Here is a 25,228-nt window from a genome sequence, read left to right as displayed (position 1 = left end):
ATTAGGGGACGAAATGACCGAGAAGGTCAAGCTGCTGACGCACGTCGAAGCCATCAACTGGAACCGTATTCAGGACGACAAGGACGTTGACGTCTGGAACCGCCTGGTCAACAACTTCTGGCTGCCGGAGAAGGTGCCGCTGTCCAACGACATTCAGTCCTGGGCAACCCTCACCCCGGACGAGCAGCAGCTCACCATGCGCGTTTTCACCGGGCTGACCCTCCTGGACACCATCCAGGGAACTGTCGGCGCTGTTTCGCTGATTCCGGATGCCCTCACTCCGCACGAAGAGGCCGTCTACACCAACATCGCGTTTATGGAGTCCGTTCACGCCAAGAGCTATTCCTCTATCTTCTCCACGCTGGCCTCCACCAAGGAGATCGACGAGGCGTTCCGCTGGTCTACAGAGAATGAGAACCTTCAGAAGAAGGCTCAGATCGTTATGGACTACTACCAGGGCGATGACCCGCTGAAGCGGAAAGTGGCCTCCACTCTGCTGGAGAGCTTCCTGTTCTACTCGGGCTTCTACCTGCCCATGTACTGGTCCTCACGGGCCAAGCTGACGAACACGGCTGACCTGATCCGCCTCATCATCCGCGACGAGGCTGTTCATGGCTACTACATTGGCTACAAGTTCCAGAAGGGCCTGGAAGGTCTGTCCGAGGAGCGCAAGCAGGAGATCAAGGACTACACGTTCGAGCTGCTCTTCGAGCTGTATGAGAACGAAGTCCAGTACACGCACGACCTCTACGACTCCGTTGGCCTGGCCGAGGACGTCAAGAAGTTCCTGCACTACAACGCGAACAAGGCGCTGATGAACCTGGGCTACGAAGCGATGTTCCCTGCTTCCGTTACCGACGTGAACCCGGCCATCCTCTCGGCTCTGTCCCCGAACGCTGATGAGAACCATGACTTCTTCTCTGGGTCCGGATCCTCATATGTGATCGGCAAGGCTGTTAACACTGAAGACGAGGACTGGGACTTCTAGTTCCCCTGTTAGCTCGGGGCAATAAGACGCAGCAGTTGGCACTGCGGCATCGTATCGTGGTGCCAACCCTGCGCTCATTGGCGGAGTTCGCAAACAGGCAGGACTCGCAAGGCTGAAGATGTGAGGGCTGGTTGCTCGCGACTGTACCCGCCAGTCGTGCCGGCTTTAGTACCGATGCGATGATGGCCAGCCTGGGGAAGGGGGATCCTCGCATGGACTGAGGCAGAGGATCGTAGCTACCCTCGAGCTTGTGTTTCTTTGATTGGCGCGGCCAACTAACTTGGCCAGCTTATTCGATTGGCCACTTTGAGCACCGCTTTACGTCCTACTTCGGGGCGCGTTTGCTGCTTGGACTTCCAGGGGCGGCCGCAAACTGACCCGAAAGGCCTACTTGTCAGAGAGGCCCTGGGACGGTTCCCGGCTGAAGGCTAGAGGGGGCCAGCTGGTGCCAAGTAGTGCGGGAATGTCCATGACAGTCAAACCGGGAACGACTCAGGGGACAGGTTCCCGGACATCGTTCCGGAGCTGGAACCAAATGAACTCCGCGAGAGTTCGGGTCCGAACAACGGCCATGCGCTGGAGGACACGGGTTCCGGCGCGAGAGAATCGATGATTCCCAGGTTCTTCCCGGTCTATTCTTTTTATCTGAGTGCTTGAAGGCTGAGGACCGGCTCCCGCCGCTTTGTTTGTGGGTGATATTCAACTGAAATTGCAATACGGGCGGGGGCCAGCTGGAGGATATTGGGGGCTGCAGCCGCTCGAAGATTGGAGCGTCGTGCACCGCCCTGCCAGATTACTCGTGGCACTGTTGTCTGCGGCAGTGCTGCTGGCATCATCGGCCTGTTCCCCGGAACAGCCGGCCGCAGAAAACCGGACATTGAAGATCGTCTACCAAAAGACAGACTCCTTTACCGCCCTCGACACCCTGTTCAAGGATGCCAAGAAGGATTTTGAAGCTGTCAATCAAGGCACCACCGTTGAGCTGCAGCCCATCGAGGCGAACGACGACGACTATGGCACCAAGCTTGCACTGGCCCTGAGGTCCCCGGAAACCGCACCTGACGTCTTTTATGAGGACACCTTCAAAGTGCGATCGGACGTCGACGCCGGATACCTCCTGAAGCTGGACAGTTACCTCGAGAAGTGGGACGACTGGGAGGCCTACAGTGAAGCCGTCAAAGCTGCCGGCACCGGTGACGACGGCGGAATCTACGCTGTCCCGCTGGGCACTGACACCCGCGGCATCTGGTACAACAAGAAGGTCCTGCAAAAGGCAGGGATCGCCGTGCCCTGGCAGCCTCGGACCTGGGGTGAAATCCTCGACGCTGCCCGCAAAATGAAGGCTGCGGATCCGTCCGTGGTTCCCTTCAACATGTACGCCGGCAAGGCGTCCGGTGAAGGTAGCGTGATGCAAAGCTTCTACGAGCTGTTGTATGGCACGGACAGTGAGCTGTATGACCGGCAGGAGAAGAAGTGGGTGGTCGGTTCGCAGGGCTTCACCGATTCGCTGGCCTTCCTGAAAACCCTCTACGACGAAAAACTGGCTGTTACGCCTGCCGAGGCGCTCGACGCGAATGTCTGGAAGAAGGTCTTCGGCGAATGGTTGCCGCAGGGCAAAATGGGGGCCGTCGTGGAAGGTTCCTACTCGCCGTCGTTCTGGCAGAAGGGCGGCAGTTACGAGTGGGCAGGCTACGCCGAAGATATGGGCGTGGCTAAGTTCCCCACCCAGCGCGGCCAGGAGCCGGGCGGCGTCAGCATGTCGGGCGGCTGGACCCTGGCCGTCGGTGCTGACTCCAAGAATCCGGACCAGGCGTTCCAGTTCCTTGCCACGGCCCTGAGCAAGAAGAACTCACTGGCGTTCACCATTGCGAGTTCCCAAATCGCAGTCCGGTCAGACGTTGCCGCCGAACCCGACTATCTGGCGGCCAACCCGTTCGTCAAGGACGTGTCAGAACTCGTTTCCGTCACCCACTACCGGCCCGCAACAGCGGACTACCCACGGATCTCCGCGGCCGTGCAGGTTGCCACTGAAGCAGTGATCACGGGTACGCTCTCGCCGCGGGAGGCAGCCGAGCAATACGACAAGACAGTCAGGGACCTGGTGGGTGACGCCAAGGTTCTGCAGAAATAACGCATGAGTGCACGCAAGTCCATCCGGCAGCAGCTCCGGCTGCTGCCGGTTGTGCCGTCCGTCCTGCTGCTCCTTCTTTTCCTCGCGGCGCCCGTCCTGTGGTCCTTCCACGCCTCCTTCACGAATGCGGCCCTTACCGGCCGGAACGCCAGGAATCCGGCCTGGACCGGCGTCGACAACTACGCGCGGCTGCTGACCGACTCCGCGTTCCCGGCCTCAGCTGTCCTGACGATCGTCTTCGTGGTGGCGTCCGCGATAGTAGGCCAGAACCTGCTGGGACTGCTGATTGCCGGACTGATGACGCGTGCCCGGAAGCCTGTTTCCGCCGTCGTGGGAACCGCCGTGGTGGCGGCCTGGGTGCTTCCCGAGATTGTTGCTGCTTTCGCCGCTTACGCCTATTTCAGCAAGGACGGGACGCTCAACCAGCTGCTCGCGGGTGCGGGCTGGGCCGGTGCCGACTGGCTGTACGCGTTCCCCATGGTGGCCGTGGTGCTCGCCAACATCTGGCGCGGCACCGCTTTCTCTATGCTGGTTTACCGGGCGGCCCTCGCCGACGTGCCGCAGGACATCTCCGAAGCCGCCCTCATGGACGGCGCATCCAACCGGCAGCGGCTGGTGTTCATCACGCTGCCATTGATCCGGTCCAGCATTGCCACCAACCTGATGCTCGTGACCCTCCAGACGTTGGCGGTCTTCACCCTGATCTGGGTGATGACGGCCGGCGGACCGTCCAATGCCAGCACCACTTTGCCGGTCCTTGCCTATCAGGAGGCCTTCAAGTTCGGCGACATAGGCTACGGCACCGCCATCGCCTCCGTGCTCATTGTCCTGGGCCTGGTGTTCGGGATTGCATACGTCCGGCTGCTCAAGGGGGCCAATCGATGACGACGGCGGAACAGGCGGTCCGGCGGACCGCTAACCGGAGGTTAACCCCGCCGGAACGCCGCCGGTCCAGTGCTCCGGCAGATGCCGCGCTGCTGCTGATCGGCGCCTGCTTTCTGCTGCCGTTACTGTGGCTGGTTTTCGCTTCGCTGGATACCAACGCCGGTTACCAGACACAGTTGCCCGCCAACCCCTCGCTCACCAACTTTGCGGCGGTCCTCACGCCGGAGTTGCTGCTCAGGCCGCTATGGAACAGCCTGCTGCTCTCCGGAGGGACGGCAACGGTGACCGTGGCGGCTGCCGTGCTGGCCGCCTACCCGCTTTCCCGGTTCCAGTCCAGGTTCAACAAGCCGTTCCTATATTCGATCCTGTGCGGGACCTGCCTGCCCATCACCGCGATCATGGTTCCGGTCTACGGCCTGTTCGTCCAGTTGCGGCTGCTGGACTCCGTGCCGTCAACCGCTCTCTTTATGGCGGCAACGGCGCTGCCAATGGCTATCTGGATGACCAAGAACTTCATGGACACGGTTCCCGTCTCGCTGGAGGAAGCCGCCTGGATGGACGGTGCCTCCGGGCTGACGGCCCTGCGCACCGTGGTGCTGCCCCTAATGCGCCAGGGGCTGGGCGTAGTATTCATCTTCGTTTTCATCCAGACCTGGGGCAACTTCTTCGTGCCCTTCATACTCCTGCTGTCCCCGTCGAAACAGCCTGCGTCCGTATCGATCTTCAGCTTCTTCGGCCAGCATGGAGCCATCGCCTACGGCCAGCTGGCCGCATTCTCCATCCTTTATTCGGTGCCGGTCCTGGTCCTGTACGTTCTGGTCGCGCGCGGGGCCGGCGGATCGTTCGCGTTGTCCGGGGCGGTCAAGGGCTAAGCGCGCGGTCGGTCGATGCCTCGACAACCGTTGCGAACGGGTGGTGTCGTCCACATGTGCCTGGTGACCGGGGTGGGTTCGGGTTGTAGAGAACCCTAGATCCGTGCAGCTTGTCGGCCCGGCCTGGCGGGTCATCGCCTCCCACGTAGCTGAAGGCCCCGCCGGTGGGGAAGCGGAACGTGTGGGGCAGAAAAGCCACTAGCTCACGGCGTCAAGAGGCCACGCCCTGAAGTCCGCTGGCTCCGGCTATCACCAGGCTGATCCCGGCAGCGAGCAGGCCTGCCGTGAGGCTGGCAGCACCAAGCCACAACAGGGCTATAAGTCTGTTGGGCCGCTGTGGATCCTTGCCCGTCACGGAGAGGAAGAAGCCCGCAGGCATGAGGATCGCCGCGAGGGGCACACCGTTGCGCGCGACGAGTTCCAGCGGCGTCACTGGTTGAACCTGGTCCAAGACCAGCAGGATCAAGATGCTCAGCATCAGCAGCACCGCCGCGTGGGCGTGGCCCGCGCGGAAGAAGCCCTTCTGCAAGTCGTTCGCCGGAACGTGCTGGCGTACAACCTTCGTGAGGAAGTATCCGCCCGACTCCACGGTCACAAGGAACAGCAGCAGGACTCCAATAAGCAGGACAGTTTGTGGTTGGATAGTCATAGTATCCAGTATTGGATATTAGAACTATCTAATCAAGGGGAACACTTTGCGCATGTCAGAGATAGTCGAACGGTCCGGCGTGCCAGTGGCAACCGTGAAGTACTACCTGCGTGAGGGTTTGCTGCCTCCGGGCGAGTCGACCGGCGCGACGTCGGCGCTCTATGGAGAGGACCACGTCCGTCGACTCGCCTTGATCCGGGCATTGACAGACGTCGTGGGGCTGAGCGTCGCGAAGACCAAAGTGGTGCTGGGCCTCATCGACTCCCCACGGACCGACCTGTATGTAACGCTTGGGGAGGCCGTTGCGGCGCTTCCGCCCTATGCCCAGGACGACGTCGAAGACCTAGCGAGGGCGCGATCGGCGATCGAGACGCTCGGTTGGCTCTACGACCCCTCGTATCCCGCTGTTGCCCAGCTCGAGCGCGCCCTCGCTGCTGCCGAGTCTGTAGGGATGCCAATGAGCGCGGAAAGGCTGCGAGGCTATGGTGAGCACCTGCGTGCCATTGCGCAGATTGATATTGCTCAGGTTCCTTCCGGCGACGCAAAGGCTGCCATCCAGTACGCCGTGCTCGGCACAGCCCTCTACGAACCGATTCTCGCGGCGCTGCGGCGCCTCGCCCACCAGGATGTCAGCAGCTCCGAACTCGGCGCCCGCCCCGGTGGGGCATAATCCCCGGCTTATTGTCAGTCCCTTCCCATAAGCTTCAGAAATGCGTCCTACACAGCTTTTGCATATGCGAAGTTCACTCCAACCATTCGGTGTGGACACCTGTCCCGAACCCAGGTTCCCGCAGTTGTGTTGACAGTACGGGGGCTGATTTCGAGCCCCAGCTCACTGAGGAAAAACCCGTCCGCACGGAGAGCAGCAGCCCTTCTCCTGGCAGCGGGGGCGCTGCTTCTGACTGGGTGCCAGACAGTACCGGTGCTGAACCGAACAGTTCATGTCACCCCAGTTGCCCCTCCGACTGCCGATGAAGGCTCCGGACATTCAGCCGGCATGGACGTACCTTTCGGATCCGTCACATTCGGAATCACTTGCGGCGCGGATTCCGTTGGCGACAGCACCCGCGGCACCGCAGCCCTGATGTGCACCTGGAGAACCGAGCACCGCTGACTGGTACTGGGAGCGGGTCCGGCAGGATCCGGTCTTCGCGCGATTCCGCCAGTTCTCTGTTCCCAATCAACAGATTGCCCCACAACAGCGCTAGAGGAACTTCACGCCCTGGGCGAGCGGCAATTCCCCGGAGAAGTTGATGGTGTTGGTGGCCTGGCGCATGTACACCTTCCAGGAATCGGAGCCGGACTCGCGTCCGCCTCCGGTTTCCTTTTCGCCGCCGAAGGCGCCCCCAATTTCGGCTCCGGACGTTCCAATGTTGACGTTGGCGATCCCGCAGTCGGATCCGCTGGCCGAAAGGAACTGTTCGGCTTCGCCCTGATCCTGGGTGAAGATTGCCGAAGAAAGGCCCTGGGGAACACCGTTGTGGATCTCTATCGCCTCATCCAGGGAGTCATACGTCATGACGTACAGGATCGGAGCGAAGGTTTCGTCGTGCACGACGGCGGTTTGGGCCGGCATGCGTACGACCGCCGGTTTGACGTAGAAGGCCCCGGGCTGGTCTTCGGCCAGGACGCGGTTGCCGCCGTAAACCACCTCGCCGCCTTCGGCCACTGCCTGGGCCAGCGCGGCTTGCTGGGCCTGGAAGCTGCCGGCGTTGATGAGCGGTCCTACCAGGGTTTCTTCCTGGGTGGGACTGCCAATGTTCAGCGTGCGGTAAGCATCAACGATCCTGCTGACGAGAGTGTCGGCGATCGATGAGTGAACGATGAGCCTGCGGAGTGACGTGCAGCGCTGGCCCGCAGTACCGGCAGCGGAGAACACAATACCGCGCAGGGCAAGCTCGAGATCCGCCGAGGGCGCCACGATCGCCCCGTTGTTGCCGCCAAGTTCCAGCAGGATACGGCCGAAGCGTCCGGCGATAATCGGCGCGATTTCCTTGCCCATGCGCACTGAACCAGTGGCTGAGACGAGTGCGATGCGCGGATCTTCAACCAGTTTCTGTCCGCCCACACGGTCGGTCAGGATCAGCTGGTGGATGCCTTCCGGCGCTCCAACATCCTTGACTGCCCATGCCAGAAGGGCGTCGACAGCAAGGGCGGACAGGCGTGTGGCGTCTGCAGGCTTCCACACAACCGTGTCTCCGGCAACCAGGGCGAGGGCGGTGTTCCACGCGTAAACGGCCACAGGGAAGTTGAAGGCCGAGATAATGCCGACGACGCCGAGCGGGTGCCAGGTTTCAGCCAGACGGTGACCTGGCCGCTCAGAGGGCATGGTCTTGCCGTACAACTGACGGGACTGCCCTACGGCAAGATCGGCGATGTCGATCATTTCCTGGACTTCGCCGAGGGCCTCGGAACGGATCTTCCCCACTTCGGCGGTGATGAGGGTGGCGACATCTTCCTTGTGCTCGGTCAGCAGTTGACCCCAGCGCTTAATCAGCGCCCCGCGCACAGGAGCCGGGACATTGCGCCAGGTCTTGAAGGCTTCTGCGGCCTGCGCGATGGCTGATTCGATCTCGGCGTCGTTATGGATTTTGGTGTGCAGGATGACTTCTCCCGTAATGGGGGAGCGGGTCTCGTGCGTCCCGATGAGCGAGACCGGATCGACTCCGATTGCCTCGAGGCTCTTGCGAACTTCTTCGGCGATTTCAGCAGTCGCCGGGAGGGAGGAGGTGAGGGTGGTCATGGTTGCCTTCTTTCGGTAGGGGGTCAGGAGGTAATGGTGATGCGGAGTTGGCGCCCGGCCTCTTTGAGGGACTCAGATTGCTGCGCCGCGTAGAGATCATTGGGATCAAAGATTTTGCTTCCCAGAACTTCCGACAGGCGGTCGATGTCGTAGGGGGTGCCCAGTTGTTCGTCGTCACGTGAGCCGTCGTCACTGAGGTTCGACTGGAAGATCCCGGCCGCCGAGCGCGGCAGGAAGTCTTCGTAGACGATGGGCTCGGGGATCAGGACACCTGCCTCCACGAGCTCACGCAGGGAAGCGGATGGCTGTGCAATGGATTGTCGCGGAGCGGCCACTCGGTAGGTGAAATATCCCACCCCCTGAAGAGCCAGCTCCTTTTCACTGTCCGGAAGATTCTTGCGCCACACCTGCTCAGCCACCTCTACCCGGGTTGCCCCCGGCGGGGCCTCGGCGAGGCGAGTGTCGACGTCGGCCACCATCCGGTCGTAGATGTCCCTGCCATGCCGGGTTAAAGCGATGCCGCGCTGCTCTACCTCACCGAAGCGCACGCGGAGCGATCCGGGGCGGATGCCGCCGTCGGGATAGCGGAAGTTCCGTTCCTCGGCAAGGGCGCGGAAGGATGTCTGGCGGAGCAGGACATCGGGTCCTTCCCAGTTCGGCGGGCCCTGAATTTCGTCGATCATGGCGATTCCGCGGGCTTCCATCCGGGCGTAGAGGTCATCAATGTCCAGGACACGGGGCGTGAGGTGGTTGATGTGGGTGGAGGGTACGCCGCCGATATCCGCCGCCACCGCGGAGATGCGTTCGAGTCTGAAGTACCAGTCATGGTCAACAGGCTTCCGGGACAGTTCGAAGGCCGCAGTGGCCAGATCCAGGAGGCGAGTGGCCTGCACCAGTCCCAATTCCTTCTGTGCTCTCGCCTTGTCCGCGAGTGCAAGAAGCTCGTCGCTGAACAGCGTGCGGGCTTCAATGAAAGACTCAATCAGCTTCTGGGTTTCCTCATCGAAGAACCGCCGGTCGTCGTGAGTGAGCATTGAGGTGAACACCCGGAACGGGTTCTTGGCCAGCTCTCCGGCGTCGACAGGACGGAACGCAGTGGATACAACAGGAACTGAGCTTTTGGACGCGTCCCGCAGGTCATAGAAGCCGACCGGATACATTCCAAAGGCTGCGAAGAGCCGGGCTGCCTGGGCGAGTTCCTTGGCTGACCCGACGCGGATGGCGCCATGGCGTTCTGCAGTAACCCTCTGGATGCTCCCCAGCCGTTCCGCTTCCTTCCCGTTTTTGCTAATGAAGTCCTCGTTGACCTCCCGGGAGACGTCAACGAGGGTGTTGTAGGCCGGAACTTCGTTGCCATAGAGCGTGGCCAGGCGAAGGGCGAATTCGGCACGCAGTTCCCACAGCTGCAGCTTGGTTTTTGTTGGCATGGGCTTTTTGTCCTTTCTGGTGCCGCCTTTGCCTGAGCGGCTCAAATGATGTGTAATTCCCTGAGTCGGGACAGTTCGCCGGCAAACCTTGCGGCGCTGAAATGGGCCGGGTCCATGAACGACTCCCTCCCCAGATAGACGTCCCGGATGAGTTCGCCCACCGCCGGCCCCTGCAGGAAACCATGGCCTGAGAACCCTGTGGCGTACATGAATCCGGCAACGGTGTCAGAACTGCCGATCATTGCATTGTGGTCCGGGGTGTTTTCGTACAGTCCGGCCCAGCCGACTTCCAGTTCCCGGTTTGCCAGGGACGGTGCCACAACTTCCGCGGCGGTGTTGAAGGCCGGCAGCCATTGGTAGTCGAACTCCCGACAGAAACCCGGTTCCTGGTCCTGGTTCGAAATCCCCAAGAGCATTCCGTTCAGGTAGTTGTGGAAATAGAGCGTCGTGGAGAGGTCAAGGGTGAAGGGAACGGTGGGGAGTGCTTTGGCCCCCTGCGGAGTCATTCCGATCTGGCGCCGGACCGGCTCAATTGGCAGATGAACGCCGGCCATCGCTCCCAGCCTGGTTGACCAGGCACCGGCCGCGCAGATGACTGTGGAAGTCAGGATCGAGCCCCGGTTGGTATGAACAGCCCTTACCTCACCACCTGAGGCGTCGATGTCCAGGACTTCTGTATCCTGGCAGATCGTCACTCCGAGTTGCTGGGCGGCTTCCCCATAGGCGCGGACCACCTTGGAAGGCTGAGCAAACCCGTCCCGCGGGGAGTAAGAGGCGGCGACCAGCGCCTGTGGATCAATGAAGGGATTGATTTGATGAGCTTCGTAAGGGGAAACCATCCGGCTTGAGCCGCCAAGATGGTTTTGGATATGGGTGCTGTCTTCCACCTGCAGAAGCTCAGCTTCATTCCGGCAGAGGAAGAGATAGCCCACCTGACGGAGACCGATGTCGGTTTTGAACTTGTCTCCGAACCGTTCATAAGCTTCAAGGCTGCGTTGGCCAAGTTTGATGTTACCGGGATCTGAGAAGGTTGCCCGCACTCCGCCAAGCGGCTTCGCAGAAGATCCCGATCCGAGCGCGTGACGCTCGACCAGGACGATGTTGTTTACTCCAGCCTCAGCCAGATGAAAGGCGATGCTGGCTCCCATGATTCCGCCGCCGAGAATAACCACATCTCCTGCTGAAGGTAGTGGGCATGCGGGGGACCTCACAAGGGGAACGACATTGTCCACGTGCTTTACCTCCATAGTGATCCTTCCGCTGTTCCCTTGGTCCAGCTTCGGCGTGACTGCTGTTTAGGTCAATGGATAGATTGTCAACGATTTGTATAGAATCGCTATATGAAGTGGACGTTCGAGCAGCTGAAGACCTTCAAAGTGGTGGCTGAGTTGGGCACCATGACTTCAGCGGCCGAAGCACTGGGATTGACTCCCGGAGCTGTGTCCCAGCAGATGGCGGCACTTCAGGCAGGCCTCCAGCATTCCATCTTTGCCCGCGATGGCCGGCGGGTCACCCTTACCGACGCAGGCGTGACTCTGCTTCGGTACACCCGCGTCCTTCTTGAGGATGAACGAAGGGCTGCAATTGCCCTGAGCGGACCCCAGTCCGAGCAGAGAACCGTGGTTTCGGTCGGAGTCTTTGGGTCCGCAGCGGTCTCGGCCATCGGCCCCGCCATTGAGCGTCTGCGAACTACGTCCCCGAACGTCGTCATCCAGGCCACGGAAGTCGACGTCGAAATAATGCCGCAGGCGATCCTCGACTACCAGATCGACATAGCCTTGGGCCTGAGCTATCAGAACGCGCCCCAACCACCTCTCCGCGGCGTGATGGTGGAAGTACTCCATCACGAACCGTTTTTGATGGTGCTTCCTCCCGAAGCCAGGGACATTGCCAATAACCGCGGCGCGCTGGTGGATTACGCCAACGCCACGGACTGGGTGCTCCCGCCGGTCGAGACATATTTCGGCAGGGCATGCCGCTTCGCCTGTGCGGAAGCCGGCATAGAGCCAAAAGTGCAGCATACGGTGACGGACACTGCCGTTTCGATCGCTCTGGCAGAATCCGGCGGGGGCATTACGCTGGCCACGCCGCTCATGATGGGCTTGCGTCCCACAGACAGCCCCGTCGCCACACTTCCCGGTAACTCACACCGCAGCATCGTTGCCATTGCCCGCTCTTCAGCGCTGCAAAAGGCAAGTGTCAGCGCCGTTCGAGACGCATTGATTCACGCTTTCTCCGGTTGAGGCATCCCCTTGCCGTAGAAGGTACTTCGGAGGAGGATATGCGGCAACTCCGGGAGGTTTCAAATACTCCAGCTTGGCAAGTTTGAAAAGTACCTCATCGAGGAGTTTCTCGATGACTACCGCGCCGGTGCCATGACCCAGCAGACTTTTACGCGGCGCGTGGCATTCATCACGGGAAGTATGGCGGCAGCTTCGGCGGCAATGCTGCTGGTCGGGTGCACCCCGGATGAAGTTCCGCAGGGCACAGACCCCATGCCGACGCCGGAACCCTCCTCATCGCTCCGGGGGAGCGGTACCGCTGCTGCCGGGGCGGTGCCGGCAGCGAAAAGCCCGTTGTCCGTCCCTGAGGGTTCCCCGGGCCTTATTACGACGACGGTACGGTTTCCTTCCAGTGGATCCGATGTCAGTGGCTATCTTGCCCATCCAGAGGCGGGGGCCGCCGGACCGGCGGTGCTGATCTGCCACGAGAACCGCGGACTGACCCCACATATTGAAGACGTGGCCCGCCGCTTCGCGAAGGCCGGATACGTTGCTCTGGCACCGGACCTTCTCAGCAGGGAGGGAGGTACCGCCAGCCTCGACCCGGACGCTGGCTCCGGAGCGCTGACCCGTGCCGGGACTCAACGCCATGTCACCGACTTCTCGGCAGCGTTCGATTACCTGCGCTCGCAGGAGTTCGTTGATCCTGAGCGGATCGCCATGACCGGCTTTGGCGGAGGCATCACTTGGGACGCAGCGACGGAACTGCCTGGACTGAAGGCAACGTCTGCGTTTTACGGGCCTGCTCCCGATCTGGAGAAGGTCCGGGACATCAAGCCTGCGGTCTTTGGCGTCTATGCCGAACGCGATAGACGGATCACCGGAGCAATGCCGGCGCTTCGGGATGCCCTGGCCGCCACCGACGTCCGCCACGATCTCAAGGTCTATCCGGGCGCCGACCACGCCTTTCACAATGACACCTCCGATCGCTACAACGAGGAGCAGGCAACTGCCGCTTGGAACGACACTCTGGCTTGGTTCGGCAGGTACGTCTGAGGTGTTCGGCCAACCACAAGTTCGGCCACCATCAGGGTGTTGAGTTTTGATCGACCGGCTGTCAAAGTAAGGGCCATGATCGCATATTGGACAGTTACGGTTCCTTATTCTGATGCAACGGGGGCACCCCATACACGCGACCAGGCGATCATCAAGGCCCGTCAGGAACTGCAAGCCGGACTGGCCAGCAAGGGAATATCGGTGACCCTGGAGGACGTCGCAAATAACGCCCTCGTCACCGACTCCTGGAATACCTCAGGCGGGGACGGGCGAGCTGACGCCAGCGAAGCACACGTGCATCTATCCTGGCCGGCAAACTTCTAGCATCCTTTGCCCAGCGCCGTTTTCCTGCCCTGCAGTCTTGCTCACAGCACAGAACCGTTTCCAACAATGATGCGCTTACGGAGGAATTGACTCGATGGTGGAAGCCACATCAATACCGTCCCGAGCACGACGGGGATAAAAGCCCACATCGGCTCTGTGGAAGGGGCAGCAAGGACAATTACGGCAAATGGGGCGGGACGAATAGGGATGGGATCAGCGTGCCAAGGCCGGACTACACACTTGGAAGGAGCCAGCACAATACACTGAGCGTGAGGTTCCATGGCACGAGCCGACCGCTCACACGCAGCTGCTTAGTCATAAGCCCCCTGGAGCGGCCGGGATTCGCTCAAGCTATCCACCGACAACGGAGTATTCGCCGTTCAGTTCCTTCGCCAGGCGTTGAATATTCGACGTCGATGGTTGGCCGGTGGCCATTTGGCTGAAGTCCACAACCATCCAATTCTTGCCATGTACGAGAGGGACTTTGCCCTGACTCGAGTCGGACAACATGCGGTAGCTTTCCTGGAGGGCGTTCTGATCCGCGTAAAGGTCCAACTGGACATTTTCAAAGCACAGTTTCTGCGCTGACGTCAACCGGCCGCCATTACCCATAGGGACAATTGGGTCGCCACCGGGATCTGACTCGCATCCCAGGATCTCATCAACGGCTGTGTAGGCCTCATCGATGGAGCTGAACGTTAGTAGGTTTTCGCCAGTTGGGTGCCCTTGGGCCGCACATCCCGTGAGTGGGCCCGCCAAAAGAAAAGTCGCTACAGCGATGTCGAATGAACGTCTGCGTTTCGTCACTTCTACCCCCCGATTATTGACGGAACTATTCCACATGCGCGGCCATAGGTGAAGCAGAGGATGCTCACCTGCAGACGCGCTATGCAAGGATGAAGCAATGACGCTGAGTTCTTCCGAGTATCTGGCTATGGCTATCGGTGCCGCGATAGATGGGGGCGGCCCTCACCAGTTCGAGGCGACATCAAGAAGTCAGTACGGGAATGTCATCGAGCAGTGGGCCATCGTCGTGATTCCGGGAACGTTCTACTGGTCAGCCAGGAGCCTTGGGACAGGGCGAATCGAGTCCTTCGATCCGAACACGCTGTCCTTACATGACGGCGAGGAGTCAAGGCAGCTAAGTCTTGACAGGATCCCGAGCTCTTTCCCGGAATCGGTCAAGTTGGCTTTCCCGCTGTCTCTTCGGATTTGGGGTCGGGAGCGTGATCAGTACCATCCAATATCGGTAGAGGATCATGACAACGACACCGTACTCATCCTTCGTCACCAGAAAGACAAGAGCATTTTCGGCTCCTTTACTTTCGACCGCGAAACTGGGCGGGCAAAGCGGCTCGTTACGCCCACGCAGCTGTTACACCAAGACGTGAAGGTCCTCGACTCCTCGGGTGGTCCGGGAGTCAGCTTCGGTTTCCTCGCAGGAATGGGAAAAGGCGTCCAACCCTAAATCATTCGGTGTCACGCCTCGATGTGCCCTTTTCCGATGTTTCACGAGGGCGAAGTGTCCCCGGCGTAGACTACCGATGCTGGTAGGGTCTGCGCATGGATGAAAACCTGGGGAAGTTCATCGACGATTTTGCTCAACTGGTGCAGCTTGCGCAGTCCGGTCACCAGCGGGTGCAGACCGGAACGCAACTACTGACCACTCTCACTGAACATCTCGGTGTTCCAGCTGAAACGCTGTCAGTGGTCGTGGAGGAGATACCCCTGCACCGGTTCGTGGATGCCGACATCCTTATGGCCGAACTTGCCGCCGAGAGCGAGGACTACCGGCTACTGGGCATCGGCGGCGGGGACCAGCGCCATCACCACACACTAAGCGACATACTGCAACAGTCTCTTTTCTTCCCGCAATTCCCTCTGTCGCAGCCCGATTATAAGAACCTGGCTATCGGGCCTGATGACCAACGTCAGGCCGTCGCCATGGGCCTGTGGCTGTTCAGACAGGGAAACCGCCCGGTTGCCGTCTGGCAGCGGGACGCAAACCCGCGGTTTGGGCGGCCGTCAGCCTCCCTCGAGGTCCTGGCCGGTGACACCGGCAGCGCGGCGGAATTCCTCTCAGAGTTCCGTCGGCGACTGCAGCACCGGAGCGTCCTCAAGGGTCAGGTCATTTCACTGGTTATGGGCGAGTACGGTCCCAGCGCCGCGGGCGTCACCTTCCACGCCAGGCCCTCCCTGACAGCGCCCGAGGTTATTCTGCCGGATGGGTTACTTCAGAAAGTGTCAGGCCATGCGCTCGGCATCGCCGAACATCGAGAGTCGCTTAGCCAATACGGGCAACACCTCAAGCGGGGCATCCTTCTCTACGGGAAGCCGGGAACGGGCAAAACCCATACTGTGCGCTATCTGCTGAGCCAGAGCGTGGGAACCACTGCCATCCTCCTGTCGGGCGGATCGCTGGCCAGAATTGCAGAGGCCGCTACCATGGCCAGGGCGCTGCAGCCTTCCATCGTTGTTCTCGAAGACTGCGATCTGGTTGCCGAGGACCGTAGCTTCGGGCACGGACCGCAACCGCTGCTGTTCGAAGTGCTGGACGCCATGGACGGCCTCGACAGAGATGCAGACGTGGCTTTCGTCCTCACGACCAACCGCGTCGACACGCTCGAACGTGCTTTGGCGCAGCGTCCGGGCCGAGTTGATCTGGCAGTAGAGATCCCGCTCCCGGCCTTGGGGGAGCGCATTAATCTCGTAAAACTTTACGCCCGCGGGATTCCCTTCAGTAGTGACGCTGTTGAAGATGCCGCATCTCGCGCCGAAGGAACGACCGCCTCCTTTGCCCGGGAACTGGTCCGGCGTGCCGTTCTTGCTGCCGCGTCGGAGGGGATCCCCGTTGATGATAGACACCTGAGCCTCGCTGTGGACGGTCTGATGGAGGACGGCGAAGCACTTACCCGGAGCCTCTTGGGAAGCGGAGCAGGCGACAGTTCCGAGAACCCTGGCGTGAGTGGTTTTGGTGCACCCGGGTTAGCTGGACCGGGCCCCGGCGGTGCCGGATATGGCGGGCCCACGTTCCACGGGTCGGGCATCTGATCCGCTGGTAGGCAAGTCTGGAGAGTGGGATCAGGGACTCGGACGCAGTCTTCTTGGCCTTTCCCTGAGCTGGCAGCATGGCCTGAGCGCTCCCGAAGACCGAAAGACTTTGGGGGGGGGAGGAGGCTATCTTGAGCTGCCCAGGCAGAGCCATATGCCCAGCGTTATGCGGCAGGAATCAATCGCGTGCCAATCCGAGCGGCGAGAGTGTCTAACGATCATGTTGTCCTCCACGCCGCCTGCAGACGACATCGCGAGCGGCAGATGGTTAGCCGCCGCGGATGAGCACGTTGTCATGCACCTTCGTCCAGCCCTCTGACTCCCACTGTTTCGTGTCGATTCCATCCTCAACGAGGACTGCCGATTCTCCGGTTGCGTTGTTGACCGTGACCACCTCGCGGCCACTGTTCATCAGACTTCCGCAACCTGACACCCACAGTGACGGGTTCGTGTCCGGAACGATGACCACACACGCCTCGTTAGTGGCATCGGCCTTAGCTGCAAAGTATTTGACGCCGTCATTCTGGGCGAGTAAACGGGCGTTTTCATCTTTAACCTGGGTCCCGGCAAACCCGATGACCTCCGGCATTCTGTCCTCGGCACTGACCTGCCGATCTAATGCCTTGATTCCTGATTGGGCAGTGCAGCCGCCAAGCAGGACTCCTGCAGCAAGCACTACCGCAATCAGTGGAAACGTGTGTCGATTCATGCCCTCCCCCTCAGGCTCTTGTTCCGCCGAGACTACACCAGACTTTTCTGGATTCCTCGCGCACCGGACGGCCCGTCCGAGGATTGCCCACACGAGCTCCTGCTGGGAGTCAACAACCTAGTGCCGGCATGTCCTGTGTGACAGCACCCTACCTACTTGAACGTCCTCACCAGTGAGGCCCTGCGGTTCGTTCATGGGCACAAGGTGTCCAGCGACGCCTATAAGCCGGTCCCGTTATGCAGGGAACGACGCCCCGCCGGTCCCGCATCAATGACAGACGCCGTCGTCGAGGTCTCAGGACGCCGAAGGTAGTCTGGATATATGAGTTCTCCAGCCCAGACAAACGTCGCTTTTGACGGTCGCTTCGCCCGAGAGCTGCCCGAAATGGCTATTCCCTGGCAGGCGGACGGGGCCCCGGATCCGCGGTTGCTCGTGCTCAACGAGCCGCTGGCCATCGAGCTGGGTCTGGATCCGATCTCCCTGCGGACTTCCGAGGGGTTGCTTCTGCTGATCGGTAACAGCATTCCCGAGGGTGCCACTCCCGTGGCGCAGGCGTATGCAGGCCACCAGTTCGGCGGGTACAGCCCGCGTCTCGGCGACGGACGGGCGCTCCTGCTCGGTGAGGTGGTGGACACCGAGGGCCGGCTTCGTGACCTCCACCTCAAAGGCTCCGGGCGCACACCGTTTGCCCGCGGTGGCGACGGATTGGCAGCAGTCGGTCCCATGTTGCGCGAGTACGTCGTGAGTGAGGCCGTGAACGCCATTGGAATCCCCACAACCCGGTCCCTCGCCGTGGTGGCAACCGGACGGCCGGTGCAGCGCGAAACGCAGTTGCCAGGAGCTTTGCTCACACGGGTAGCGAGCAGTCACTTGCGCGTGGGCAGCTTCCAGTATGCCCGCGCCAGGGACGACGTCCACCTGCTCCGCCGCCTGGCCGACCATGCCATTGCCCGTCATTACCCCGGGGCCGCTGAAGCCGAGAACCCTTATCTCGCGCTGTTCCAAGACGTGACAGCGGCACAGGCGTCCCTCGTAGCCCAGTGGATGCTCGTGGGTTTCATCCATGGAGTGATGAACACCGACAACATGACAATCTCCGGTGAGACCATCGACTACGGCCCTTGCGCCTTCCTGGAGGGTTTTGACCCCGCCACTGTTTACAGTTCCATCGACCAGACCGGACGCTACGCCTACGGCAACCAGCCGCTGGTGGCCGAGTGGAACCTGGCCCGGCTCGCGGAGGCCCTGCTGCCCCTTCTGCACGACGATCAGGAGCAGGCTGTCGCCCTGGCGGTGGAGTCACTGGAGGCTTTCCGCTCACAGTACAGTGCCGCCTGGTTGGCGGGTATGAAGGCCAAGTTAGGCCTACACAAAGACACAGACGACGACGTGACGTCGCCTCTCGTCGATGAGCTCCTGGCTCTCCTTCAGGAGGGGCACGTCGACTACACATCGTTTTTCCGGAACCTCGGCAAGAGCCCCCGCGGCGACGCTGAGCCGGCACGGGGTATGGTTCTGGATCTCGCGGCATTCGATGCCTGGGTTGACCGTTGGCATGCTCTGGACCCGGACGCGGACGCGATGGACCGGGTCAATCCTGTCTATATTCCCCGTAACCATCTGGTTGAGGAGGCGCTTGGCGCAGCGACGCTGGGCGACTTGGCGCCGCTCGAAAAGCTCCTGGTTGCGGTAACCAACCCTTACGATGAGCGGCCTGGTCTTGAGCGCTACGCAGCCCCCGCGCCGGAGGACTTCGGCGCCTACCGGACCTTCTGCGGAACCTGAACCGGGCCGGACCCCGGCCCTTCCCTGGCTAATCCGTAGGCATGGCCTTTGGCGCAAGGACTCGAGCGAACACCATAACCAGCAGGCCGGCGACGGGGACAACGACCAGGCCTAGGCGCAGGGAAGAGGAATCTGCAATGGCACCGACGAGGGGAGGTGCAAAGAGGAAACCGAGACGGAGCAACCAGCTGACGATGGTGAGCCCCGCCCCGGGACGGAACCCGGGCAGTCCGTCCGCAGCGTGCATGGCCGCCGGGATAAGGGTGGCAACGCCGAAACCCGCGAGGCCGAATCCTATGACGCTCCCAATTACTGTGGGGAACATGAGAGCAAAACCCATTCCCAGCAGAACGATGAAGCCCCCGGTGCGCGCAACGGCGCGCTGACCGAAGCGGTCCACCATCCGGTCACCCAGTATCCGCCCCACAAACTGCATTCCTTGCAAGGCCACAAAACCAGCGCCCGCCATAAAGGCAGAGGCTTCAAGGGGACCCGCGAGGTAAATGGCGGACCAGGTACTGCCCGAATCCTCGACGAGCGCCCCGGCTGAAGCTATCATCACCAGGGCAAGAAGCAGTCCATACTTGGCCATGGATTGACCTGAGGCATCACCCGATCGCTTCACGTCCACGCCATGCCGGTCTTGGCGGTCATCCCCTTCGGCGGCAGGCTCAGCTGGTTCCTGCCCGGGAAGCAACAGCCGGTAGGAAAGGACAGCCATGAGGCTGAAAATCACGGCCGCCAGGCTGAGGTGAAGGGGACGGGGTAAGGCCATCCCTGCTGCAGCGGCGCCCAGGAGGCCTCCCATAACAGCCCCAACACTCCAGACCGCGTGGAAGGAGTTAAGAATCGATCTGCCGTAGAGCCTCTGGACCCGAAGGCCGTGGGAGTTCTGTGCAACATCCGTGATTGAATCCATCGCGCCGGCGACGAAAAGACCGACGGCAAGGGCAGCCCAGGCTGGAGCGTTTCCCGCGAGGAGGATCCCCAGCGAGGACAACACTGTTGCGACGATTGCCACTCTGGAGGAACGAAACCGGCGAACCAGCGGGCCTGCACTCAGGCCAGCAAGGACCGCGCCCACGGGAAAGGCAGCAATGGCGAAGCCAAAGGCAGCGTTTGTCAGCCCGAGATCGGCTTTGATCTCCGGATATCTCGGCAGAAGGCTGGCGAAGATGGCGCCGTTGGTGAAGAACAGTACATTGACCCCAAGACGGGCATGACGGATGGCCTTGGTCGGGAGCTGATCCAGAAGCGGAGCAAGTGACATAGGGTTCGATTCTTCTTTTCGGCTGGCGGTTTCACTGGCAGTTGGGATCGGGTTGCTTTCTAACCCCACCGTCAGGCGAAACGTGAACGTTCACGAACTTGTTGCAACGGTACGCGAGCAAGCATCGATCTGCAATGCTGTTCAGCATGACCACCACCTTGGAATGGCGCGGCACTTTTGAGAACGAAGAAATCAACCAACTGCACGCAGAGGGCTTCAACCATGAACCGGGCGACGACGATTGGAATGGCCTGCTCTCACGCTTCAGTCTGGGTTGGGTTGCAGCACGCGACGCGCAGGGTCTGGTGGGTTTCGTCAACGTGATCTGGGACGGACAGGTGCATGCATTCATTGAAGACACCTTGGTAGCGGATCGAGCGCGCCGCCAAGGCATCGGGAAGAAACTCGTCTCCGTGGCAACCGAGCAAGCCAGGGCGGCCGGCTGTGAATGGCTCCATGTTGACTTCGACGATCATCACAAGAGCTTCTACTTCGAGGCCTGCGGTTTCCGCCCTACGAATGCGGGACTGATCCAGCTCCGCTAACCCGCCATGCGCTGCCGCTTGGGGAACGGGATCCGGTCAAGGTCGTTCGCAGCGAGCACGATGGTCCCGCCGGCGCGAGCCTTTACCTGCGCGGCCAGAAATTCAACGTCCTCGTAGCGGGCTGAGAAGTGCGTCAAAATGAGAGTGCCAACGTCCCCGCCGGCCGCCAGGTCACCCGCCTGGCCGGCTGTGAGGTGACGGTATTGCTCAGCGAGCGCGGCGTCGTCGTCGCTGAACGTGCACTCCGCCACCAACAGATCGACGCCGTCGGCAAGCTCCTCCGCCCCAGTGCAGGCCGCCGTGTCCATGACAAAAGCAAAGCGCTGCCCGGGCCGCAGAACGCTGACGTCTTCCAGGCGCACACCAGCCAGGCGTCCTTCCCGTTGGAGCCGGCCGACGTCGGGTCCGGAAATCCCGGCAGCGGCCAGGCGCTCAGGAAGCAGAGTGCGGCCGTCTGGTTCCACCAGCCGGTAGCCGTATGTCTCAATCCTGTGGTTGAGCGGCCGCACCTCCAGGCCGGGAGCTACCATTCCGCCGACCCCGTGCGGGTGCAGCCGAAGGTCGAGGCCGGGGGAGGCGAGGGAAACGAGCGCCCGGACCACGTCCTCGCCGGAAGCGGGAAAGTGCAGATGGACCGGGTGCTGCACACCGTCCAGAACCATGCGGGAAAGCACACCGGGCAGACCGTAGCAGTGGTCACCGTGGACATGGGTGATGCAGATACGGGTGATTTGGCTGGCCGACACGCCGGCGAGCATCATCTGGCGCTGCGTGCCCTCGCCAGGATCGAAGAGCAGGCCCTCGCCATCCCACAGCAGCAGGTAGCCGTTATGGTTGCGGGTCCGGGTGGGCACTTGGGAGGCCGTGCCCAGGACGACGAATTCACGCATGGATCCGAGTGTGCCATGGCTCTGCCAAGAAGCGAGAATGGACCGGTGACAAATCCAGGCGAATTCGTGGATGCAGCCCTGCAGCGGGAGGGCTCGTGGTCCCGCGCGCAGGATGCACAGGACCGCTTAGGTAGTGACCTGCGTTTCTATGGCGCCTCTGTTGGCGCTGTCCGAGGCGCCATCCGCGATGCTTCCCGCCGATACCCTGGCCTGTCCCATGACGACATCACTGCGCTGAGCTCCGAACTGTGGGATGTCCCGGTCTTCGAGCGCCGGCTGGCTGCAATAGTCCTCCTGCAGTCCAATATCCGACTCCTGAAGAATACCGATCTGACACGGCTTGAGGGCTTTGTGCGGGACTCGCATCTGCCGGAATTGGTGGACCCGCTAGCAATCGACGTGGTTGGCCCGTTGGTGACGGACCTGGACGTGCTGGGTCGCCTTCGGGCTGACAGTGTCCTGGACCGCTGGGCACGGGACCCGGACGAATGGCTGAGGCGGGCATCCGTTCTGTCCCAACTTCGTGAGCTTCGGCAGAGCGCGGAAAGCTGGACCACCTTTGTCCGGAGGGCTAACCTGGCGCTCGAACACTCTAAGGCGTCCGACGGCGGACTGGCAGTCAGGGCGGCTATCTCACGTGTTGTCGGGGAAACGGCGAAAAACGGACCGGGACTTGAATTCTCGTTCCACGACGATTGATCCTCCTGCCGGCGGCTTCTTGACCCTGCTCCGGTGTCCGGCCACCATGAGGTATGAGTGATTCTGCACCCGATACCGGAGACGTCCCTTCAGGCGTAACAGAGGGCCTGGATGTCGAGAATCCCGTCCGCCCTGCTCGTGAAGACACCGCTGAAGCCGTGGAAAGAATCGCTGAGGATATTCGCGACGACGTCAGGCTGGGCCACGTACAGGACGACGTCAGCCACGTTCTTGAAGAGCGCCTGGATGAGGCAGGCATAGAGATGCGCCCCGAAGACGTGGATGATCTCGCCGAGGAGATCGAGAAGGACGCCTCAAGCTGAACAGCAGGAGTGACCGGTAGTATCCTGCCGATCAGCTCTGCGGGCATGCTCCAGTGCCGGTTTTGCCACTGATTCGGCAAAATATTGCCGAAATGCTCTCTTTAGGGAAGGATAGGAGTAGAAGATGCCCCAACCGGCAAAATTCTGCCCCTATCGGAGGCCTTTGAGGAGCGAAACCCCATGGAGGACGTTCAGTCGATCGCGTCAAGCATTCGTGCTGCACGGAAAGAAGCCGGCCTCACTCAGGAAGACCTCGCGCATCTTGCTGGAACGTCTGAACGGACCGTGCGTGGCCTGGAAACGGCAACGGGAAACCCGTCATTGCGGGCTGTCGTGGCGATCGCCAATGTGCTTGGTCTCCATCTGGCTGCAGAATGACAGCGCCGCTGATGCCCCAGGATCTGCAGCGGCTCAAGTTCGTCAGGACGGCCGATGTCTACAAGAATGGCGTCCTTGCCGGTCAACTCGCAAGGACTGATCACGGCGGCGTGAGATTCTCCTATGAGCGGAAGTACCTGGACGGACAGGGACTGCCCATTGCCATTTCGTTGCCATTGTCGGAAACGCCTGTGGAAACCCCTGCCGGCGCCCTGCCTCCCTTCTTCGCGGGCCTGCTGCCTGAAGGGCACCGGCTGACCGTGCTGAAGAACGCCGCCAAGACCAGCTTCGACGACGAACTGACCCTCCTGCTTGCGGTAGGGGCAGATGTCCCCGGCGATGTGCAGGTGGTTCCGGCCGGTGCATTGCCGGAGGAACCTCCACCCCTGGCCGACACCACCCGCCCCGAGGAGCTCGACTTCTCGGCTCTGGCGGACGTTGTGGATCTTCACGGACTCCCAGGGGTGCAGCGGAAGACCAGTGCCTCCATGCTCACCACGCCACTGGCTTTGAGGGGCCAGCGATATCTGCTCAAGCTTGATCCGCCGGAACATCCGCATCTGGTGGTGAACGAGTCAACGCACCTGTCGGCCGCGAGGGCACTGAAGATTCCGGTGGCCGTGAGCTCGGTGATCTCGGACAGGAACGGGCTTCCGGGTTTGCTCGTGCAACGCTTTGACAGGGTCAAGAGTGCGGACGGGAGCTGGGTCCGGTTGCCGTTTGAGGACGGAACCCAGGTTTTAGGCCTCCCGCCCGCTTCCAAGTACGCCGTCAACTCCGAAGACCTGGCACGGGCCCTGATGCGGATCTGCCAGGCACCGATGGTGGCGGGACGTAACCTGTATCTGCAGTTCGTCTTCGCCTGGCTCACAGGCAACGGAGATCTCCACGCCAAGAACCTCGCCATCCTGGGCGGAAGCAGGGGCTTTGTGATGGCTCCCATCTATGACATCCCCTGCACCTTGGTTTATGGGGATGACAGCCTTGCCCTTCCGGTCGCAGGGAAGACGAAGAACCTTAAGGCCAAGCACTGGGCGGAGTTTGCTGCATCCATCGGCTTGCCGGACAAGGCGGCTGCGTCAGCCAACCGTCTGGCGATGGTGGCCGCGACTGCCATCAATCTGGAGTCCTTGCCCTTTTCCGGATCCCCGCTGCGTGGTGCCCAGCGTGAATTGCGGTTTCGCCGCAGCCAATTGCAGGACTAGCTGGTGGCTTCCCGTTCGCACATTGCCTTGAGCTTGTCCAAAGCCTTAGGCCACAGGTCGTTGAACATCTGAACGAACTCGTCGTCGCTGTCCGCGTCCACTTCGATCTCAACGTCGAGCGCAGTCATCCCGTCGGCCTGCCTGAACGTGTAGTTCTCGTGCGTTCCGGCGAAGCTCTTCGCTTCGTCACTGGTGGTGTCATTTACCCCCTCAACGATCTGACCCAGATAGCGGAGGGAAACGAACTCGTGGGGGCGGCTTTCCTCCACCGTGGCGAGCATTCCTCCCAGCGAGCCGTTTCCGTCAGGGCCCAGGAAGCGTATTTCACTGCCCTGGTTCCAATCGCCCTCGTAGTAGGAACCCTCGTGGAATGCACTGGTCCAGTCTCGGTAAGTCGCATCATCGAGCATGGTGCTCCATACGGTCTGGACGGGCGCATTGATCCTGGTTGAAAACTGCAGCTTTTCCATGCGCACATCTTATGCTCAGTACTTCACCCCAAAAAAGGTGGAAATCAGGGCCGCTGCACTTCCACCAGTTCAACGTTCAACAGTGCGCCGTCCGCCACGGTTGCGGTCATGTAGGTGCACACGGGTTGTCGACGACGGTCTGTCGGCGACCCGGGATTCAGCAGGCGAAGGCCATGCCGCGAGGTGCTGTCCCAAGGAATGTGGCTGTGTCCGAATACGAGGACATCCGCTTCCGGGAACAGCGCTTCGCATCTCTGCTCACGGCCCGCCGCCTGTCCCGTTTCGTGGATCATGGCGAAGCGGACGCCCTCAAGAGTGACGGCTGCGGTTTCCGGGAGCCTGAGGCGGAGGTCGTCGCCGTCGTTGTTGCCGTAGACGCCAACGAGCCGGCGGCTGCGCTGCTCAAACTCGTCCAACAACTCCACTGACACCCAATCGCCGGCATGAAAAACCACGTCGGCGGAGGCTACAGCAGCCCAAATCTGGTCGGGAAGCTTGCGTGCGCGGACGGGGACATGCGTGTCTGAAACCAACAAAAGCCGGGCGGTCATAGGGCATCGTTTCACGGGTTTCGATTCCCTGCCAGCACCCTGTTCCCCCGGCACG

26 protein-coding genes are annotated in these 25,228 nt (G+C 61.3%); 16 read left to right on the top strand and 10 right to left on the bottom strand.

Annotation, left to right across the window (positions count from 1 at the left end; genetic code table 11):
• Positions 1 to 13 precede the first annotated feature (13 nt).
• From nrdF to RIN13_RS00245, 4 genes are all read left to right on the top strand, one after another.
• Positions 14 to 988 carry a class 1b ribonucleoside-diphosphate reductase subunit beta gene (gene nrdF / locus RIN13_RS00260; protein WP_247045865.1) on the top strand — a complete coding sequence of 325 codons (975 nt, stop codon included), beginning with the start codon at positions 14 to 16 and terminating at the stop codon, positions 986 to 988.
• A 775-nt stretch (positions 989 to 1,763) separates the two neighbouring features.
• Positions 1,764 to 3,119, top strand: a complete 1,356-nt coding sequence (locus RIN13_RS00255; RefSeq protein ID WP_309105338.1) for an extracellular solute-binding protein — start codon at positions 1,764 to 1,766, stop codon at positions 3,117 to 3,119.
• A 3-nt stretch (positions 3,120 to 3,122) separates the two neighbouring features.
• Positions 3,123 to 4,004: a sugar ABC transporter permease gene (locus RIN13_RS00250; protein WP_309105337.1), complete on the top strand. Its 882-nt coding sequence runs from the start codon at positions 3,123 to 3,125 to the stop codon at positions 4,002 to 4,004.
• Complete coding sequence (locus tag RIN13_RS00245; protein WP_309105336.1) at positions 4,001 to 4,876, top strand: carbohydrate ABC transporter permease; 876 nt, start codon at positions 4,001 to 4,003, stop codon at positions 4,874 to 4,876. The genes RIN13_RS00250 and RIN13_RS00245 overlap by 4 nt, the downstream gene beginning before the upstream one ends.
• A gap of 211 nt (positions 4,877 to 5,087) precedes the next feature.
• Here RIN13_RS00245 and RIN13_RS00240 read toward each other — a convergent pair whose 3' ends face one another.
• The gene (locus RIN13_RS00240; RefSeq protein ID WP_309105335.1) at positions 5,088 to 5,525 is read right to left on the bottom strand and encodes a hypothetical protein; all 438 of its coding nucleotides are present in this window, start codon (positions 5,523 to 5,525) and stop codon (positions 5,088 to 5,090) included.
• Between the two features lie 52 nt (positions 5,526 to 5,577).
• Between RIN13_RS00240 and RIN13_RS00235 the strand changes: the two genes are divergently transcribed.
• The gene (locus RIN13_RS00235) at positions 5,578 to 6,195 is read left to right on the top strand and encodes a MerR family transcriptional regulator (RefSeq protein ID WP_309105334.1); all 618 of its coding nucleotides are present in this window, start codon (positions 5,578 to 5,580) and stop codon (positions 6,193 to 6,195) included.
• A 534-nt stretch (positions 6,196 to 6,729) separates the two neighbouring features.
• On the opposite strand, the gene RIN13_RS00230 is transcribed toward RIN13_RS00235, so the two are convergent.
• Genes RIN13_RS00230 through RIN13_RS00220 form a run of 3 tightly spaced genes read right to left on the bottom strand, consistent with a single transcriptional unit; the run spans position 6,730 to position 10,867 of the window.
• A complete protein-coding gene (locus RIN13_RS00230) occupies positions 6,730 to 8,268 on the bottom strand; it encodes an aldehyde dehydrogenase family protein (protein WP_309105333.1) in 1,539 nt (512 codons plus the stop codon).
• Positions 8,269 to 8,291: 23 nt separating this feature from the next.
• Positions 8,292 to 9,695 (bottom strand): VOC family protein, encoded by a 1,404-nt coding sequence (locus RIN13_RS00225; protein WP_309105332.1) that lies wholly within the window; start codon positions 9,693 to 9,695, stop codon positions 8,292 to 8,294.
• Positions 9,696 to 9,736: 41 nt separating this feature from the next.
• Positions 9,737 to 10,867: an FAD-binding oxidoreductase gene (locus RIN13_RS00220; RefSeq protein WP_309105331.1), complete on the bottom strand. Its 1,131-nt coding sequence runs from the start codon at positions 10,865 to 10,867 to the stop codon at positions 9,737 to 9,739.
• 168 nt (positions 10,868 to 11,035) lie between these two features.
• Between RIN13_RS00220 and RIN13_RS00215 the strand changes: the two genes are divergently transcribed.
• From RIN13_RS00215 to RIN13_RS00205, 3 genes are all read left to right on the top strand, one after another.
• Positions 11,036 to 11,938: a LysR family transcriptional regulator gene (locus tag RIN13_RS00215; protein ID WP_309105330.1), complete on the top strand. Its 903-nt coding sequence runs from the start codon at positions 11,036 to 11,038 to the stop codon at positions 11,936 to 11,938.
• Positions 11,939 to 12,070: 132 nt separating this feature from the next.
• Positions 12,071 to 12,973, top strand: a complete 903-nt coding sequence (locus RIN13_RS00210; protein WP_309105329.1) for a dienelactone hydrolase family protein — start codon at positions 12,071 to 12,073, stop codon at positions 12,971 to 12,973.
• A gap of 75 nt (positions 12,974 to 13,048) precedes the next feature.
• Complete coding sequence (locus tag RIN13_RS00205) at positions 13,049 to 13,297, top strand: hypothetical protein (RefSeq protein WP_247045912.1); 249 nt, start codon at positions 13,049 to 13,051, stop codon at positions 13,295 to 13,297.
• Positions 13,298 to 13,648: 351 nt separating this feature from the next.
• Here RIN13_RS00205 and RIN13_RS00200 read toward each other — a convergent pair whose 3' ends face one another.
• Positions 13,649 to 14,104 carry a hypothetical protein gene (locus tag RIN13_RS00200; protein WP_309105328.1) on the bottom strand — a complete coding sequence of 152 codons (456 nt, stop codon included), beginning with the start codon at positions 14,102 to 14,104 and terminating at the stop codon, positions 13,649 to 13,651.
• Between the two features lie 97 nt (positions 14,105 to 14,201).
• Here RIN13_RS00200 and RIN13_RS00195 point away from each other — a divergent pair, with 97 nt between their 5' ends.
• Together RIN13_RS00195 and RIN13_RS00190 are read left to right on the top strand one after the other, a co-directional pair.
• Positions 14,202 to 14,765, top strand: a complete 564-nt coding sequence (locus tag RIN13_RS00195) for a hypothetical protein (RefSeq protein ID WP_309105327.1) — start codon at positions 14,202 to 14,204, stop codon at positions 14,763 to 14,765.
• A 95-nt stretch (positions 14,766 to 14,860) separates the two neighbouring features.
• Positions 14,861 to 16,348, top strand: coding sequence for an ATP-binding protein (locus tag RIN13_RS00190; protein ID WP_309105326.1), 1,488 nt, complete (start codon positions 14,861 to 14,863; stop codon positions 16,346 to 16,348).
• Between the two features lie 268 nt (positions 16,349 to 16,616).
• On the opposite strand, the gene RIN13_RS00185 is transcribed toward RIN13_RS00190, so the two are convergent.
• Entirely contained in the window at positions 16,617 to 17,057 is a 441-nt protein-coding gene (locus RIN13_RS00185) for a hypothetical protein (RefSeq protein ID WP_309105325.1), read from the bottom strand.
• A gap of 321 nt (positions 17,058 to 17,378) precedes the next feature.
• Here RIN13_RS00185 and RIN13_RS00180 point away from each other — a divergent pair, with 321 nt between their 5' ends.
• Complete coding sequence (locus tag RIN13_RS00180; protein ID WP_309105324.1) at positions 17,379 to 18,842, top strand: protein adenylyltransferase SelO family protein; 1,464 nt, start codon at positions 17,379 to 17,381, stop codon at positions 18,840 to 18,842.
• A gap of 28 nt (positions 18,843 to 18,870) precedes the next feature.
• Here the strand turns inward: RIN13_RS00180 and RIN13_RS00175 are convergent, their stop codons facing one another.
• On the bottom strand, positions 18,871 to 20,112 hold the full coding sequence (locus tag RIN13_RS00175; RefSeq protein WP_309105323.1) for an MFS transporter: 1,242 nt from the start codon (positions 20,110 to 20,112) through the stop codon (positions 18,871 to 18,873).
• Positions 20,113 to 20,258: 146 nt separating this feature from the next.
• Here RIN13_RS00175 and RIN13_RS00170 point away from each other — a divergent pair, with 146 nt between their 5' ends.
• Complete coding sequence (locus RIN13_RS00170; protein ID WP_309105322.1) at positions 20,259 to 20,657, top strand: GNAT family N-acetyltransferase; 399 nt, start codon at positions 20,259 to 20,261, stop codon at positions 20,655 to 20,657.
• Here RIN13_RS00170 and RIN13_RS00165 read toward each other — a convergent pair.
• Positions 20,654 to 21,547, bottom strand: coding sequence for a ribonuclease Z (locus RIN13_RS00165; RefSeq protein WP_309105321.1), 894 nt, complete (start codon positions 21,545 to 21,547; stop codon positions 20,654 to 20,656). The genes RIN13_RS00170 and RIN13_RS00165 overlap by 4 nt on opposite strands.
• 45 nt (positions 21,548 to 21,592) lie before the next feature.
• On the opposite strand from RIN13_RS00165, the gene RIN13_RS00160 reads away from it, so the two are divergent.
• From RIN13_RS00160 to RIN13_RS00145, 4 genes are all read left to right on the top strand, one after another.
• Complete coding sequence (locus RIN13_RS00160) at positions 21,593 to 22,246, top strand: DNA alkylation repair protein (RefSeq protein ID WP_309105320.1); 654 nt, start codon at positions 21,593 to 21,595, stop codon at positions 22,244 to 22,246.
• Between the two features lie 53 nt (positions 22,247 to 22,299).
• The gene (locus tag RIN13_RS00155; RefSeq protein WP_309105319.1) at positions 22,300 to 22,569 is read left to right on the top strand and encodes a hypothetical protein; all 270 of its coding nucleotides are present in this window, start codon (positions 22,300 to 22,302) and stop codon (positions 22,567 to 22,569) included.
• Positions 22,570 to 22,749: 180 nt separating this feature from the next.
• Positions 22,750 to 22,947: a helix-turn-helix transcriptional regulator gene (locus RIN13_RS00150; protein ID WP_309105318.1), complete on the top strand. Its 198-nt coding sequence runs from the start codon at positions 22,750 to 22,752 to the stop codon at positions 22,945 to 22,947.
• A gap of 11 nt (positions 22,948 to 22,958) precedes the next feature.
• Positions 22,959 to 24,152 (top strand): HipA domain-containing protein, encoded by a 1,194-nt coding sequence (locus RIN13_RS00145; protein ID WP_309105317.1) that lies wholly within the window; start codon positions 22,959 to 22,961, stop codon positions 24,150 to 24,152.
• On the opposite strand, the gene RIN13_RS00140 is transcribed toward RIN13_RS00145, so the two are convergent.
• Complete coding sequence (locus RIN13_RS00140) at positions 24,149 to 24,622, bottom strand: SRPBCC domain-containing protein (protein WP_309105316.1); 474 nt, start codon at positions 24,620 to 24,622, stop codon at positions 24,149 to 24,151. The genes RIN13_RS00145 and RIN13_RS00140 overlap by 4 nt on opposite strands.
• 44 nt (positions 24,623 to 24,666) lie before the next feature.
• Positions 24,667 to 25,173 (bottom strand): metallophosphoesterase, encoded by a 507-nt coding sequence (locus RIN13_RS00135; RefSeq protein ID WP_309105315.1) that lies wholly within the window; start codon positions 25,171 to 25,173, stop codon positions 24,667 to 24,669.
• Positions 25,174 to 25,228: the final 55 nt, after the last annotated feature.

Origin of the sequence: Arthrobacter sp., from assembly GCF_031179985.1 — a bacterium.
GTDB lineage: Bacteria > Actinomycetota > Actinomycetes > Actinomycetales > Micrococcaceae > Arthrobacter.
Note: the sequence above shows the minus strand (reverse complement) of the source record. Positions and strands in the feature narration are given on the sequence as shown.

Excerpts from the sequence above, each read along its gene's own strand:
- RIN13_RS00245 (WP_309105336.1), top strand. The coding sequence starts at position 4,001 with ATGACGACGGCGGAACAGGCGGTCCGGCGGACCGCTAACCGGAGGTTA.
- RIN13_RS00135 (WP_309105315.1), bottom strand. The coding sequence starts at position 25,173 with ATGACCGCCCGGCTTTTGTTGGTTTCAGACACGCATGTCCCCGTCCGC.
- RIN13_RS00240 (WP_309105335.1), bottom strand. The coding sequence starts at position 5,525 with ATGACTATCCAACCACAAACTGTCCTGCTTATTGGAGTCCTGCTGCTG.
- RIN13_RS00145 (WP_309105317.1), top strand. The coding sequence starts at position 22,959 with ATGCCCCAGGATCTGCAGCGGCTCAAGTTCGTCAGGACGGCCGATGTC.
- RIN13_RS00155 (WP_309105319.1), top strand. The coding sequence starts at position 22,300 with ATGAGTGATTCTGCACCCGATACCGGAGACGTCCCTTCAGGCGTAACA.
- RIN13_RS00195 (WP_309105327.1), top strand. The coding sequence starts at position 14,202 with ATGACGCTGAGTTCTTCCGAGTATCTGGCTATGGCTATCGGTGCCGCG.
- RIN13_RS00205 (WP_247045912.1), top strand. The coding sequence starts at position 13,049 with ATGATCGCATATTGGACAGTTACGGTTCCTTATTCTGATGCAACGGGG.
- nrdF (WP_247045865.1), top strand. The coding sequence starts at position 14 with ATGACCGAGAAGGTCAAGCTGCTGACGCACGTCGAAGCCATCAACTGG.
- RIN13_RS00225 (WP_309105332.1), bottom strand. The coding sequence starts at position 9,695 with ATGCCAACAAAAACCAAGCTGCAGCTGTGGGAACTGCGTGCCGAATTC.
- RIN13_RS00170 (WP_309105322.1), top strand. The coding sequence starts at position 20,259 with ATGACCACCACCTTGGAATGGCGCGGCACTTTTGAGAACGAAGAAATC.
- RIN13_RS00165 (WP_309105321.1), bottom strand. The coding sequence starts at position 21,547 with ATGCGTGAATTCGTCGTCCTGGGCACGGCCTCCCAAGTGCCCACCCGG.
- RIN13_RS00235 (WP_309105334.1), top strand. The coding sequence starts at position 5,578 with ATGTCAGAGATAGTCGAACGGTCCGGCGTGCCAGTGGCAACCGTGAAG.
- RIN13_RS00140 (WP_309105316.1), bottom strand. The coding sequence starts at position 24,622 with ATGGAAAAGCTGCAGTTTTCAACCAGGATCAATGCGCCCGTCCAGACC.
- RIN13_RS00180 (WP_309105324.1), top strand. The coding sequence starts at position 17,379 with ATGAGTTCTCCAGCCCAGACAAACGTCGCTTTTGACGGTCGCTTCGCC.
- RIN13_RS00230 (WP_309105333.1), bottom strand. The coding sequence starts at position 8,268 with ATGACCACCCTCACCTCCTCCCTCCCGGCGACTGCTGAAATCGCCGAA.
- RIN13_RS00185 (WP_309105325.1), bottom strand. The coding sequence starts at position 17,057 with ATGAATCGACACACGTTTCCACTGATTGCGGTAGTGCTTGCTGCAGGA.
- RIN13_RS00210 (WP_309105329.1), top strand. The coding sequence starts at position 12,071 with ATGACCCAGCAGACTTTTACGCGGCGCGTGGCATTCATCACGGGAAGT.
- RIN13_RS00175 (WP_309105323.1), bottom strand. The coding sequence starts at position 20,112 with ATGTCACTTGCTCCGCTTCTGGATCAGCTCCCGACCAAGGCCATCCGT.
- RIN13_RS00215 (WP_309105330.1), top strand. The coding sequence starts at position 11,036 with ATGAAGTGGACGTTCGAGCAGCTGAAGACCTTCAAAGTGGTGGCTGAG.
- RIN13_RS00190 (WP_309105326.1), top strand. The coding sequence starts at position 14,861 with ATGGATGAAAACCTGGGGAAGTTCATCGACGATTTTGCTCAACTGGTG.
- RIN13_RS00250 (WP_309105337.1), top strand. The coding sequence starts at position 3,123 with ATGAGTGCACGCAAGTCCATCCGGCAGCAGCTCCGGCTGCTGCCGGTT.
- RIN13_RS00150 (WP_309105318.1), top strand. The coding sequence starts at position 22,750 with ATGGAGGACGTTCAGTCGATCGCGTCAAGCATTCGTGCTGCACGGAAA.